10 protein-coding genes are annotated in these 14,368 nt (G+C 45.1%); 5 read left to right on the top strand and 5 right to left on the bottom strand.

The window, feature by feature from the left end; genetic code table 11:
• Window positions 1-235: 235 nt before the first annotated feature.
• Window positions 236-2,596 carry a Lon protease family protein gene (locus R7P72_RS05890; RefSeq protein WP_005375118.1) on the bottom strand — a complete coding sequence of 787 codons (2,361 nt, stop codon included), beginning with the start codon at window positions 2,594-2,596 and terminating at the stop codon, window positions 236-238.
• Between the two features lie 187 nt (window positions 2,597-2,783).
• Between R7P72_RS05890 and R7P72_RS05885 the strand changes: the two genes are divergently transcribed.
• Window positions 2,784-3,281, top strand: coding sequence for a hypothetical protein (locus R7P72_RS05885; RefSeq protein WP_005375116.1), 498 nt, complete (start codon window positions 2,784-2,786; stop codon window positions 3,279-3,281).
• Between the two features lie 85 nt (window positions 3,282-3,366).
• On the top strand, window positions 3,367-4,998 hold the full coding sequence (locus tag R7P72_RS05880) for an ABC transporter ATP-binding protein (protein ID WP_005375114.1): 1,632 nt from the start codon (window positions 3,367-3,369) through the stop codon (window positions 4,996-4,998).
• A 242-nt stretch (window positions 4,999-5,240) separates the two neighbouring features.
• On the opposite strand, the gene R7P72_RS05875 is transcribed toward R7P72_RS05880, so the two are convergent.
• Window positions 5,241-7,274 carry a prolyl oligopeptidase family serine peptidase gene (locus R7P72_RS05875; RefSeq protein WP_005375113.1) on the bottom strand — a complete coding sequence of 678 codons (2,034 nt, stop codon included), beginning with the start codon at window positions 7,272-7,274 and terminating at the stop codon, window positions 5,241-5,243.
• A 120-nt stretch (window positions 7,275-7,394) separates the two neighbouring features.
• Window positions 7,395-8,294 (bottom strand): LysR family transcriptional regulator, encoded by a 900-nt coding sequence (locus R7P72_RS05870; RefSeq protein ID WP_005375112.1) that lies wholly within the window; start codon window positions 8,292-8,294, stop codon window positions 7,395-7,397.
• A gap of 162 nt (window positions 8,295-8,456) precedes the next feature.
• On the opposite strand from R7P72_RS05870, the gene R7P72_RS05865 reads away from it, so the two are divergent.
• Together R7P72_RS05865 and lldD are read left to right on the top strand one after the other, a co-directional pair.
• Window positions 8,457-10,148, top strand: coding sequence for an L-lactate permease (locus R7P72_RS05865; protein ID WP_005375111.1), 1,692 nt, complete (start codon window positions 8,457-8,459; stop codon window positions 10,146-10,148).
• A gap of 314 nt (window positions 10,149-10,462) precedes the next feature.
• Window positions 10,463-11,602 (top strand): FMN-dependent L-lactate dehydrogenase LldD, encoded by a 1,140-nt coding sequence (lldD, locus tag R7P72_RS05860; RefSeq protein ID WP_005375110.1) that lies wholly within the window; start codon window positions 10,463-10,465, stop codon window positions 11,600-11,602.
• Window positions 11,603-11,692: 90 nt separating this feature from the next.
• Here lldD and R7P72_RS05855 read toward each other — a convergent pair whose 3' ends face one another.
• A complete protein-coding gene (locus R7P72_RS05855; protein WP_005375109.1) occupies window positions 11,693-12,040 on the bottom strand; it encodes a helix-turn-helix domain-containing protein in 348 nt (115 codons plus the stop codon).
• Between the two features lie 300 nt (window positions 12,041-12,340).
• Between R7P72_RS05855 and R7P72_RS05850 the strand changes: the two genes are divergently transcribed.
• Window positions 12,341-13,444, top strand: a complete 1,104-nt coding sequence (locus tag R7P72_RS05850; RefSeq protein WP_005375107.1) for a mechanosensitive ion channel family protein — start codon at window positions 12,341-12,343, stop codon at window positions 13,442-13,444.
• A gap of 72 nt (window positions 13,445-13,516) precedes the next feature.
• Here R7P72_RS05850 and R7P72_RS05845 read toward each other — a convergent pair whose 3' ends face one another.
• Window positions 13,517-14,236 (bottom strand): carbonic anhydrase, encoded by a 720-nt coding sequence (locus R7P72_RS05845; RefSeq protein WP_005375106.1) that lies wholly within the window; start codon window positions 14,234-14,236, stop codon window positions 13,517-13,519.
• Window positions 14,237-14,368: the final 132 nt, after the last annotated feature.

Here is a 14,368-nt window from a genome sequence, read left to right as displayed (position 1 = left end):
TAACAACGTTACTTTTCGGCAGTTTGAATATCTATGCTTCCTTGCGACGGGATAAATCCCAGACGAATAAACAAGTGGCGAATATTAGAGGTCGATCACACTTTTGTCTAGTACAAAAACTCTCCATTTTCAATCTGTTATTGACAATATCCCGACAGTAGCGTCGGGATATTGTCGTTATGATAACTTATGATCACTTATGATGAGATACATTCACATTTAGGACGGTTTCAGCCTATTTTCTCAACGAATTGAGCTTAGCTTGAGCAAGGCCAAAAATGGTATCGATTGGATAAGAACCTTCATCGGTTGGCTCACCAGCAACTTTCCCCGTAAACAATTCGATAGCTTCAGTAACATGGTCAATCGCCCAAATATTAAACTCGCCTTTTTCGACTGCTTTCACGATGTCGGAACGAAGCATTAGATTGTGAACATTAGAGCGCGGAATAATGACTCCCTGCCCGTCATGACGACCTTTAATTACACACACATCATAAAAGCCTTCGATCTTTTCGTTTACGCCACCAATAGGCTGAGCTTGACCAAATTGATTCATCGACCCTGTTATCGCAATGTCTTGTCGGTTTGGTTGCTTTGAAAAAGCAGACACAACCGCACATAACTCAGCCATGCTGGCACTATCACCATCAACACCACCATAAGATTGCTCAAAGGTAATGGTTGTCGTTAATGGCACTCGTGCCGTTTTACCAAATACGGAAGATAAGTAGGCAGACAAAATCATTACGCCCTTAGAGTGAATACTGCCCCCCAAATCCACGCTGCGCTCGATATCGATAACATCCCCATCACCGTAACACGTCGTCGCTGTGATGCGATTCGGTGCACCAAACATGTAGTCACTAGTGCTCAATACCGAAAGTGCGTTCACTTGGCCTACGGCTTCTCCTTCGGTGCGAATCAGCGTTGTGCCGTTAATAAAGGTTTCCATTACGTTATCGCGTAATCGGCTTACTCGCATTTCTTGGTTATTGAGCGCCTCTTCAACATGCCCAATACGGATCATGTTGGAGTTGGCTTGACGAGCAACGTAGTTCGACTCTCGAAGCAAGTTGGCGATATTAGCCGAATGTAGAGATAGCTTGGATTGGTCGCCAGACAAACGTGAGCTGTATTCGATGATCCGAGCAATGGCTTTGCGATCGCAATGCAGCATATTGTTGTCATGCACCACGCTAGAGATAAAGCGCGCGTAATGCAGCTCAGACTCCGGCGTACGTTTCATTTCGTCTTCGAAATCTGCCGTCACACGGAACAACTCGCTGAACTCTGGATCGTAATGTTGGAGTAATTGGTAAGTTCGGTAATCACCAAATAAGATAATTTTGATATCAAGCGGAATCGGTTCAGGATCGAGTGATACCGCTCCCGTCAATGTGACTTCTTTTTCTAGAGACGTAAAACTCAATTGACGAGCACGCAATGCGCGCTTCAAACCATCCCAAACGTAAGGCTGTTCAAGTACTTTCTGAGCATCCATTAATAGAACGCCGCCATTCGCCTTATGCAAGCTCCCTGCACGAATCAGCGAGAAGTCGGTAAACACCGTTCCCTTGAAAGTGGCAGTCTCAATCGACCCGAAGAGTGAATGATAGTTGGGATTTTCTTCAACAACGATAGGAAATTCGCTGCTTTTACGGCTTACCAAGACATTCACTTTATAACGACGTGGCAATTTTTTATCCAAGGATGCCGTCGCAATTTCGCCTTGCTCGCCACTTTGGTCAAGGAAGATATCTGCGTTTTCAACAATATCTTTTTGCAGCTCAGTTAAGTAGGTTTTGATTTCGGAATATTGCGCGTAATCCACTTTGAGTTTTTTGATGAAGTGAGTAATCACATCAAGCGTCACTTCATCATTGAGCTTTTTGATTTTATCGCTGTATGTCTCTTCCCACTCCGTAAGCTCACGAACCATCGAGCGCAATCGCACTTCGAGTTCATCAATAGCATCGCTGAATTGCTCTTGTTCTTTTTTGCTTAGTACATCAAAGGACTCTTCCGTATGAAGCTCATCACCGTTCATGGCGACAAACTGATAATCCCCCTGCGTAGTCAGTGTTAGGCTGATGCCCTTTTCTTTTGCCTCTCGACTAATACGATCCAGCTCGTTTTGTTGCTTAGCTGCCAATTGATTTTTTAATCGCTCAGCGCGGCTAAAGTACATTTCATTGTCGAATGCTAGGGGTAAAGCATTTAATAATTTGCCCATTAAAGCTTCAATATCAACACGTAGCTTATTTCCGATACCACAAGGCAGCTTTAATACCTTTGGTGTACGGGTATCCTCAAAGTTCGCAACGTAACACCAATCAAACAGGGCTGCTGCATCGTGCTGGTGACGATTCAGATAGCGCAAGATCATGGTGCGTTTACCTAGCCCATTCTGACCAATGGCGTAGATGTTATACCCTTTCTCTTTGATGGACATCGCAAACTCGACCGCTTTTTGCGCGCGCTCTTGGCCCACGATTTCATCAATTGGAGGTAACTCCTTGGTCGACTTACATGGCATATTCTCTAGATCTGCTACAGAATATAGCTGCTTAGCTTCCAATCTTAGTATTGCCATATCCACTTCCTTTTTTCTTATTTTCGTTATTTGAGTGTAGAGATTATTTGCTTAATTTTAAGTGATTTACCTTCCACCCTAGATTGATTGGACATTTTATGAACACATAAGTGATATTAACACGCACTTGCAATTGATAATCAATTTCATTTAATATCTAAACAAATCAAATGTTGTGGAGATGGATATGAATATTGAGCAATGCTGGATGCGCTACTTAAAAGCGGAGCAACTGATGGAACAAGGCCATTGGCCAGAAGCTCATCGTTTATATGACGACGTGCTCAACAATCTACCCAACCACATTCATCTAGCGCTAGAAAATGCACAAACTAAACCTTGCCAGTTTGTATGTCTCATTACGGGGCTTAGAGATGCCAGCGTGACGCAATCAGAGATTCTCAACAAACTCGGCTTACAGCATGATGCGTTCTCAATACTCAATCAAACTTACGCGCTATTTCAATTTTTGCAGCTAGAGAGCCATGAACTGATTGAGCGCGTAGGTCACCTACTTGGTCAACAGAGCGAAGACTTGTTAGCTCACATGGCGGCATTTTGCTCTGCCCAACGTAATGCTCAATGGATGATAGAACTCGAGCACGTAACGCGCGCACATGAGCAGTTCTTACATTTGCAAGCAATGAGTTCGGCAAAATCTTCGCCTTCTCACCTGTATAATTAATCTAAAGCTCAAGCATTGAGGACAACTAGGTTTGTGCTGTCCATTACTTGAGTATCATTTGCTTTATCAACCACAAGGATCTGTGATGTCTTCTAAAACCATTCTTTCGGTGAACAACCTATCAGTCAGCTTTACGACAAACGATGGTATCGTCGATGCAGTAAAGAATGTTAGCTTCGATTTAAAAGCAGGCGAGACGCTGTCCATCGTTGGCGAATCTGGCTCTGGCAAGTCAGTATCAACCAATGCACTGATGAAACTACTGCCAGACAACGCTATTTTGCATGAAAGCTCATCCATCATGTTTGAGGGTAGCTCCATCTTGGATAAAACAGAGCGTGAAATGCAAAGTATTCGCGGTGATCGCATTGGCATGATTTTTCAAGAGCCGATGACCTCACTAAACCCGTACATGCGGGTGGGTATCCAAGTCGCTGAGGCCATCATGTGTCACCGCCCGGTCGACAAACGAACAGCAAAAGCAAAGGTGTTAGAGCTGTTTGAATTGGTTCATATGCCAAACCCAGAAAAAGCGTACAACAAGTACCCACACGAATTTTCTGGTGGTCAATTGCAACGTATCATGATTGCGATGGCACTGATTAACGAGCCCGATATTTTGATCGCCGACGAACCAACAACGGCGTTGGATGTCACGGTTCAAGCAGAAGTGTTGCACCTGATTAAAGAAATTCAGGCTCAGATGGGCATGGCAATCCTATTTATTACTCATGACTTAGGCGTCGTAAAACACTTTGCAGACCGTGTCATTGTGATGTGTAAAGGAGAAGTCGTCGAAGAAGGCGAAACACAAACACTCTTCAAGGACCCAAAGCACGAATACACACGTATGCTAATCAATTCGATTCCTAAAGGCAGTAAGGAGCCTATTAGCGAAAGTGCTACGCAGCTGTTAAAGGCTGACGATATACGAGTCAAATTCTTGGTAAAGTCGCATTTTATTGCGAGCAAGAATGAGTACTTCGAAGCGGTAAAAGGCATTTCTCTTGAGCTTAAACAAGGAGAGACCCTCGGGATCGTTGGGGAGTCCGGTTCAGGTAAGTCTACACTCGGCCGAGCTTTGATAGGTCTACTGCCCTCAACTGGCAAAATAGAATATAAAGGCCAAGATATGGCCTTGCTGACAAACAAAGAACGTTTTGAGCTGAAAAAAGACGTTCAGATGGTATTCCAAGACCCTTATGGTTCGCTTTCTCCTCGTATGACTATCGGCGAGATCATCACTGAAGGATTAACTGTCCACCAGCCAATGTTGAGTAAAAAAGAACGTATGCAGAAAGCACGCGACGTGCTTCGAGAGGTTCGCTTAGATCCCGCGTCCATCAACCGTTATCCACACGAGTTTTCGGGAGGCCAGCGTCAGCGTATTGCTATCGCGCGAGCACTAATTCTTGAGCCTTCGTTTATTTTGCTTGATGAGCCAACCTCTGCATTGGACCGCTCGGTTCAACTGACTGTGATTGATCTCCTGAAAGATTTGCAGAAAAAACACAATATTGGCTACTTGTTTATTAGCCACGATCTATCAGTAGTTAAAGCACTCTCTGATCGTGTTCTAGTCATGCAAAAGGGCGAGGTCATGGAACAAGGTACGGCCGAAAAGATTTTCCAAAACCCTAAAAATGACTACACGAAAAAACTGATAGATGCCTCATTTGATCTTGAAAACAGTGAAAATCAGCACAATGCGGCTTAGGTTCATCACAGTTTCATATTCATAAACTAGGATTAAGAAAAGGTGATAAATTCATCTTGTCTTAAGAATGGCGTAGCTGCCTTTCGGTTTGGCCGCCGAGACTGGTTGGTTCAAGAGTCAGACTTAGTCAACCTGGCTCAAATACTGGCAAACAGTATGAATTGAGTTCCCCCAACCATGAAAAATGCCGCGACACTGTCGCGGCATTTTTTTATTCTCAGAAGCTTCGAACAACTAGGGCATTAAATCGACTCAATACCCATATTATGTAACGTAAATGCATACACGTCTGTGGTGAGGTCAATTTGCTTACTCAGCGGCATTCCTGCACCATGACCGGCATTAACATCAATGCGTATCAATACTGGATTAGCGCCTTGCTGCTTGTCTTGCAGCTCCGCAATAAACTTGTACGAATGTGCTGGAACCACACGATCGTCGTGATCGGCGGTTGTCACCAATGTCGCAGGATATTGCACGTTTTCTTTTACATTGTGAACAGGAGAGTAGCCAAGCAAGTATTGGAACATCGCTTCGCTTTGCGAAGACGTGCCATAGTCATACTTCCAGCCTTCTCCAGACGTAAACGTGTGGTAACGCAGCATATCAAGCACGCCAACCGCAGGCAGCGCGACTTTGAATAGTTCAGGGCGTTGCGTCATACACGCTCCAACTAACAAACCACCATTAGAACCACCGCGAATCGCTAGGCGATCCGAGCTCGTGTAGTCGTTTTCAATCAGGTATTCCGCCGCCGCAATAAAGTCATCAAACACGTTTTGCTTTTGCTGCTGAGTGCCTGCGTTGTGCCAAGCTTTACCGTATTCACCGCCGCCTCGCATGTTGGCGACAGCGTAAATACCACCCAGTTCTAGCCAGTTGGACACATTGCCAGAAAACATTGGAGTGAGGCTGATGTTAAAACCGCCGTAACCATACAACATGGTTGGTGCTCTACCATCAAGTGCAATTCCCTTCTTGTATGAAATGATCATCGGAACTTGCGTGCCGTCTTTTGAGGTATAAAACACCTGTTTTGATTCATACTCATTACGATCGAACGGTGCCTTTGATTCCTGAAACAGTGTCGATTCACCAGATTCGACATCAAATGAGAAGATCGTCGGAGGCGTCACGTAGTTAGTGAATGTGTAATAAAGTGTGGTTTCTTCTTTTTTACCCGCCAGACCATAAGCCGTGCCTTCTCCCGGCAATTGTACATCTCGAATCCACTCACCTTGGTAGTTAAACTGCTGCACTTTAGAAAGCACATCTACCATATAAGTCGCAAACAGATAACCGCCACCTTTGCTGATTTCTAACGGCTGTTCTTGTTCAGCAATCACGTCAGCCCATTGTTCTGTCTGAGTGTTGTAGCTGACAACTTTGCCATTCGGCGCGTCTAGGTTGGTGTAAAGCAGCAAGGTTGCGTCTTGGCTATCAATTAAGTAGGTGTCTCCTTGCGTTGTCTCGCGCAGCGTCACAATTGCCTGTAACTCAGACTGTAAATCAATATAAAACAGACGATTACCCGATGTAGATTCTGCGCCAGAGATAATGAGGAAGCGATCATCTGTCGTCGTCGTACCAGACACATAACGATGAACTTGCGTATCCAACTCACCGAAAATCACTTTATCTTCAGATTGAGGTGTACCAAGTTCATGATAATAAAGCTTGTGATGCTCAGTTCGAGCAGACAACTCGCTGCCTTGCGGCTTATCGTAGCTTGAGTAATAGAAGCCTTTGCTGCCCAGCCAAGAAATCGACGTAAACTTCGCATCAACAATCTCAGGCTCTAGCTGTTCTTTGGTTTCCGTATCAATGACAAAGATCTTACGCCAATCACTGCCCCCTTCTGAGATGGAATACGCGACCAAACGGTAGTCTTTAGAGAAGCTGACTTCGCCAAGAGAGGTCGTGCCCTCTTCGGAGAAAGTATTTGGATCAAGGAAAACCTCGGCTTCTCCCTCGCCTTTACGTCGATACAATACACTTTGGTTTTGCAAACCGTCGTTTTTGTAGAAGTAGGTGTAGTCACCACGTACAAATGGCTGGGAATATTTTTCGTAGTTTTGACTGTTCGCCACTAAGTCACGGATTTGTTGGCGGTACGGTATCTGACCAAGGAAATCGAAGGTGACCGAATTTTGACCCGAAACCCATTGTGCGGTTTCTTCACTGCGATCATCTTCTAACCAGCGATAAGGGTCGGCAATGTCGTGACCAAAATAAGTGTCCACGACAGAATCTTTACGTGTTTTTGGGTAATGCATAACGTCCGTGTTACTCCGTTGTTTTTATTAAGTTGTTTATCTTCAATCGTTTTATTGCGGTGATTACCTTAGAGCACCCAATTTTGATTTCAACGACATTGTTTTAAATCTATGAAGAACCTAGAAATAATGAGATATCGTTAAGTACCGGTCACGAATGTGCTCAATAAGCAGCTTCACTTTGTTCGGTGGTTGACGAGTAAACGGATACACCGCGTAGATACCCAACTTTTTACCTACTAGTTCAGGAAAAATATCCACCAGTTGGCCATTGCGAATATCATGATACACCAAGCATCGCGGGACGTAAGCTATACCATGGCCGCCCAGAGCGGCTTTACGTAATGCGGTCGCGTTATCAGTAGAAAAGCAGCCCGATACTTTGACGATGTAATTGCCATCTTCTCCTTTAAACTCCCAATCCGTTGCACCTGTGGTTTGGTAAGCGTATTGCAGACAATTGTGCGTGGTGAGATCAATCGGCTCGATCGGTTTCCCATTTTTAGCGATATATGAAGGGGACGCGCATACCACCCATTGGGAATCGAGAATATGTCGTGCGATCAAACTGGAGTCGGCTAGGTAGCCAGTTCGAATGACTAAATCGTAACCATCAGCCACTAAATCGACAAAGCGGTTATCCAATGACATGTCCACAGTCAGACCCGGATGAAGGTTACAAAACTCGGCAACAGCATCAGCAAGTATCAAATCTCCAGAGATACACGGCACGGACATTTTTATATGACCGCTCACATTCTCTCCAAAGCCTGCAACAGCATCCATAGCCTCCTGAGTGGCCTGCTTCACATTTTTAGCACTGTGGAGTAACACCTTACCTGCCTCAGTCAAGGTTAATTTGCGCGTTGTTCGATATAATAGCTGAGCCCCTATTTCTTCCTCCAACCTCGCCATTCTTTTGCTAACTACCGAATTTGTAAGGTTATTTGCCTCTGCAACCTTGCTAAAGCTGCCAAGTTCGATTACTTGAGAAAATAGAATTAAGTCGTCTGCTCTCATACCATTATGTCACTTTTGGAATTAATTATTTTCATTATTTCCCTATATCAACAAAAAATAAAGGAGTAAATTCACGCCAAATTAACAAAACCATTACAACAAAAAGTCACCTCTACAGCGGATTGACACCGTTCGAGAAGTCAGCGTACGAAGGATGTACAAATGAGTGAAACCCTACTTGCCCTAGTGGCATTTTCGCCAATTGTTGTTGCCGCCATCTTATTGGTTGGTCTCAACTGGCCTGCTAAAAAAGCCATGCCTGTTGCGTTCGGTCTAACCGTCGCTATCGCACTTATGTTTTGGGATATGTCAGCCAATCGCGTACTGGCCTCCGTATTCCAAGGACTCGGCATTACTGTCTCTGTTCTATGGATCGTGTTTGGTGCCATCTTCTTGCTCAACACTTTAAAACACACTGGAGCGATCACCACAATCCGTAATGGATTTACCGATATTTCGGCTGACCGCCGTGTACAAGCCATCATCATTGCTTGGTGCTTTGGCTCGTTCATTGAAGGCGCATCTGGGTTCGGTACCCCGGCAGCAATCGCTGCACCACTACTGGTTGCAATCGGCTTTCCTGCGCTAGCCGCTGTCCTTATGGGCATGATGATTCAGTCAACGCCTGTTTCATTCGGCGCGGTAGGCACGCCTATCATCGTAGGTGTAAACAAAGGTTTAGACACCCATAACATCAGTGAGTCGTTGGCCGCACAAGGTGCAACGTGGGAAATGTACCTGCAAGATATCACAGCGCACGTTGCTGTCATTCACGCAGTCGTAGGTACGATGATCCCAGTATTAATGGCGATGATGTTAACACGTTTCTTCGGCAAGAACAGAAGCTGGAGTGAAGGTCTGGATATTCTACCATTTGCACTATTCGCTGGTGTCTCTTTCACCGTTCCATACGCGTTAACCGGTGTTTTCTTAGGTGCAGAGTTCCCTTCACTTATCGGTGGTTTGGTTGGTCTGTCTATCGTTGTTACCGCAGCGAAAAAAGGCTTCTTAGTACCAAAGACTAAGTGGGATTTCGAAAGCGAAGACAAGTGGCCTGCAGAGTGGTTAGGCTCGCTAAAAGTCGATCTAAACGACAATCCGGGCAAGCCAATGAGCATCGTAAAAGCTTGGGTTCCATATGTAATGCTGGCAGTTATTCTCGTCGCAAGCCGCGTAAGCCCTGAGCTGAAAGGCTTTGTACAAAGCGTAAGTTTGTCGTTCAGCAACATTCTTGGTGAGACTGGCGTTAGCGCTGCGATTCAGCCGTTATACCTTCCTGGAGGCATTCTGGTGTTTGTCGCACTACTTGCTGCAATGTTACAAAGCGGTAGTGTAAAGCCATTGCGTGAAGCGTTTGGCGAGTCAAGCAAAACACTGATTGGGGCGGGTTTTGTCTTGGTATTTACCATTCCGATGGTTCGTATCTTTATCAACTCAGGCATCAACGGTGCTGACCTAGCAAGTATGCCCGTCACAACCGCAAACTTCGCCTCTGACCTTGTTGGTTCTGCGTTCCCAGCGCTGAGTGCCACCGTTGGTGCACTGGGTGCGTTCATCGCTGGCTCAAACACGGTATCAAATATGATGTTCAGCCAGTTCCAATTCGAAGTGGCACAAACGTTGTCTATTTCGAGTGTGATTGTTGTATCACTCCAGGCCGTCGGTGCTGCCGCAGGTAACATGATTGCGATTCACAACGTTGTTGCCGCATCAGCCACGGTAGGTTTGCTTGGTCGAGAAGGCGCAACATTGCGTAAGACGATTATCCCTACGTTCTACTACATTGTAATGACAGGCATTATTGGATTGGTGCTGATTTATGGCTTCCAAATGACAGATGTCTTAATGAAGTAACGCGAAACGCAGGGTTTGCAGCCCTGCCTAATTTGACACAGCTGTCTGCACTACTACCCCGACATGTTGATTTAGCTTGCTACATCAATTCCCCCGACAGCTGTGTCACTCTTTCCAGTTTGCATAACTGATTGAGTGATTTAAAAAATTTTTCAACCAATTATGTAAATGGGTTACCAACATCACCGGTTCAAACGTAAGTGAACCATAGGTAACTATACTCATTTTGATGTCTTCACTGCTTTGCGATGAAGGCTCAACGAAAGAGCAAATTGCTCCACAACTTTGCTTAGAATAACCGCTAGGACACCATTATGATTATCTCAGCTTCTACTGACTACCGCGCTGCCGCGAAAGCCAAGCTTCCCCCGTTTCTATTCCATTATATTGATGGCGGCTCTTACGACGAACGCACGCTGAAGCGTAATACTGACGATTTAGGTGATGTCGCTCTTCGCCAACGCGTCCTACGCGATATGACAGATTTGAGCCTCGAAACCGAGATCTTCGGTGAGAAACTGGCAATGCCAATCGCGCTAGCTCCTGTTGGTCTAACTGGTATGTACGCGCGCCGAGGCGAGGTGCAAGCAGCAAAAGCAGCCGAGAAAAAAGGCATCCCATTTACTATGTCGACTGTTTCGGTTTGTCCGATTGAAGAAGTCGCACCTGCAATTGAACGACCAATGTGGTTCCAGCTTTACGTGCTTAAAGACCGTGGCTTTATGAAAAACGTACTTGAGCGTGCAAAAGCAGCAGGCGTAACAACGCTGGTGTTTACCGTTGATATGCCAGTTCCTGGCGCACGTTACCGTGACATGCACTCAGGTATGAGTGGCCCTAACGCGGCCATGCGTCGTGTACTCCAGGCGATGCGCCACCCAAGCTGGGCGCTGGATGTGGGTCTACTTGGTAAACCGCACGACTTAGGTAACATCTCAACTTATCGTGGCGAACCAACAAAGCTAGAAGATTACATCGGCTGGTTAGGCGCAAACTTCGACCCTTCTATCTCCTGGAAAGATCTTGAGTGGATTCGTGATTTTTGGGATGGCCCAATGGTTATCAAAGGCATTCTAGATGAAGAAGACGCGAAAGATGCGGTACGTTTCGGCGCAGATGGCATTGTGGTATCTAACCATGGTGGCCGTCAGTTAGATGGCGTACTTTCAAGTGCTAAAGCACTACCAAGCATTGCGGATGCGGTAAAAGGTGATCTTAAGATCTTCGTAGACTCTGGTATTCGTACTGGTCTTGATGTCGTTCGTATGCTCGCACTTGGTGCAGACTGTACGCTTCTTGGCCGTTCATTTGTGTACGCATTGGCAGCACAAGGCGGAGCAGGCGTTGAAAATCTACTGGATCTGTACGATAAAGAAATGCGTGTAGCAATGACGCTGACTGGCGCTAAGTCTATCGCGGATCTTTCACGCGATTCGCTAGTGAAAATCCCATAATCTTTGCAAGCGAGCAAAACAGAAACGAAAAAACGAGCCAACAGTGGCTCGTTTTTTATTGCTCTTCAACCCGATAATTTGACGAGCAAGCTAGCTAACTTGGTGAACGTACTCGATCACGACTTGGTTTCCGTCGATAAACACGTTACTGATATCGCCATCCACCGTCACACGATTTTGTAAATAAACGGTACCAGATGCAGATAGATCACGCTCCGTCAAAGACGGAATCACCTGACCAGGACGTACATGTAGCTGCTCGCATAGCTGTTTTACAAAACCTAGCGTCAGTGGAGAATTACCACGTAACAAGCCAGAAAACTCGTGTAGACTCAAACCAAGGCGCTTCGCCATTTCCATTTGAGTGATGTGCATTTTGGCTTTTTGTGACATCCAGATGTCGTAGAGCGCGTTTCGATCCAGCTCTGTAAATTCCATATCTGCCTCCGCTAATTCAAGAGTCAATACACTCTCACACTTACTTAAGATAAATGTTAGCGATAAGTCAGAGAAGTTATAATTGATCGTCCAAATATCAACCCTCAATCATTGGTAGCGTACCTCTGAACATGCATGAGGCGGTCGCTCAGCAAAACGTAAAGGTAACTCTCTTGTCATTGGAAGGAAAAGTCCATCTCGGCGGTTTAGACATAAGTAAATGATTTAAAGGAAATCACTGGGGTGAAGGAGTAATATCTGCTACCTTTCCTTCCATGGTTCACTAGAAATAAGTTACATATGCCACAGTGGTTTACCGAATTACAAAGCTACATTGAAACGTCTCATCAAAATTGGAGTGGGAGCGTCCTTTTCATTACGCTCGCTAGCTTTATAGCTTGGATAGCTTGGCGGCTGATCCGCTCTCGCCTCGCTGCGCTCGTAGAGAAAACGCCCTTCCACTGGGATGATATGTTGCTTGATGCGCTAAAAGCGCCAGTCAGTACACTCATTTGGTGTTGGCCAGCAACCGTCTCTATCGGCATCATATTAGAGAGCGAGCTCAACGATAAAATAAACTGGTTAAGTACGCTGAAACTGATTTTAATCATCAGCATCTTCGTATGGACCGTTATGCGGCTCATTACCAATGTTGAAGAGCATGTTCTCGAACAAAAGAACCGAGATGAAACAACAGTACAAGCGATAGCTAAGGTCGCGCGCCTGTTCTTTATTACCGTCGGAATTCTAACCGTAATGCAGGCATTTGGTCTGTCACTATCGGGCCTACTTACCTTCGGTGGTGTTGGTGGTTTGATCGTCGGTTTAGCGGCGAAGGATTTGCTGTCTAACTTTTTTGGAGGTCTTATGATCTACTTCGATCGTCCATTTAAAGTTGGCGATTGGATCCGTTCTCCAGACCGACAAATAGAGGGGACGGTAGAACGCATTGGCTGGCGTATGACCATTATCCGAACTTTCGATAAGCGTCCACTGTATGTGCCAAACTCAGTGTTTAGCAGCATTGTCGTAGAAAACCCATCTCGCATGCTGAACCGACGTATCTACGAAAAAATTGGACTTCGTTACGACGATGCTGAAAAAATGCCGCAAATTATCACCGCGGTAAAAGAAATGCTGAAAAATCACAAAGACATTGATGCACGCCAAACACTTATCGTCAACTTCGATACATTCGGTCCATCATCATTGCACTTCTTTATCTATACCTTTACTAAAACCGTGAATTGGGTGAGATACCATGAGGTTAAGCAGGACATACTGCTTAAGGTAATCAACATCATTAAAGAACACGATGCAGATATCGCGTTCCCTACTCAGACGCTTAAGCTTGATCCTATACAAATGGTAAAAGCGGAAGAGCAAGAAGATCACGGCTTCTAGTTCTCACCAATACCCAAATAATCAAGCCCGCTGTGTTTAAGCGGGCTTTTTATTTTTCTTCGCATGAAGTGGTTATTGTTGCGTTAACACCATACGTGCATTCAGCGGTTGGATTGGGCGATTGTTTTTCCCCATTACTTCCGAAAAAGATTTTATCTGCTCAGGAGAAATAGTTTGTGCTTCTTTCATCACCAACCAACGTACACCTTCAGAGCATGGCGGTGTCGTTAGTGAGCCGTTAAAGCGGTAGTAGTCTTTATCACTTGGGATAAGGGCATCAGCATCAAATGGAACCTTGATGGTAACATCTTGATCTTTAGTTGGAATGTTAGCTAGCATCTTAGCTAGATCTGGGTTCGCGTCACCCAGTTTAAAGAACACCGCGACAACAGCTAGATGACCTACTTTGTCGGCATGCACAAAGTGTGCTTCTAGAGGGTATTCTTTACCGTCCACATGGTTTTCAGATGGCGTATGGAAGTGGAACTGTTTCAACGTAAACTCTTTACCATCAATGGTGAGTGTGTTTTTACCTTCTAAACCAGTCTGTAAAGTGTGACCGTTGTTCAGCAGTGAAATTGCCTTACCTTCGTAGTCGAAATTCAATTTTTCTAGCTTCGCTTCGGTCGCCGATTCAATGTTGATTGGGCTCTGGTTTTGACCTTTTGCGCACTCAGATGCAAACTCACCCCAATGAGCAGGTCCATGGTTTCCCTCGTAGCCCCAGCTTGCTGCATAAGCTGTTCCTGTAAATACCAGTGCCAAACCTAATGTTGTTAGTGACTTCTTCATCATTTTCCTTATTTCTGAAAGTTAAATTCCGTGAGAATAAAGCCATACTAATCTCACAAAATTAAGCAGTGACAGAGTGAAAACTATGATTACAAAAGATTTTTGGAATAGAAGCCTCTAATGATGTAATTG

Origin of the sequence: Vibrio sp. Vb0888 (assembly GCF_033338835.1) — a bacterium.
GTDB classification, from domain to species: Bacteria; Pseudomonadota; Gammaproteobacteria; order Enterobacterales; family Vibrionaceae; genus Vibrio; species Vibrio alginolyticus.
This window is presented reverse-complemented; position numbering and strand designations above follow the sequence as displayed.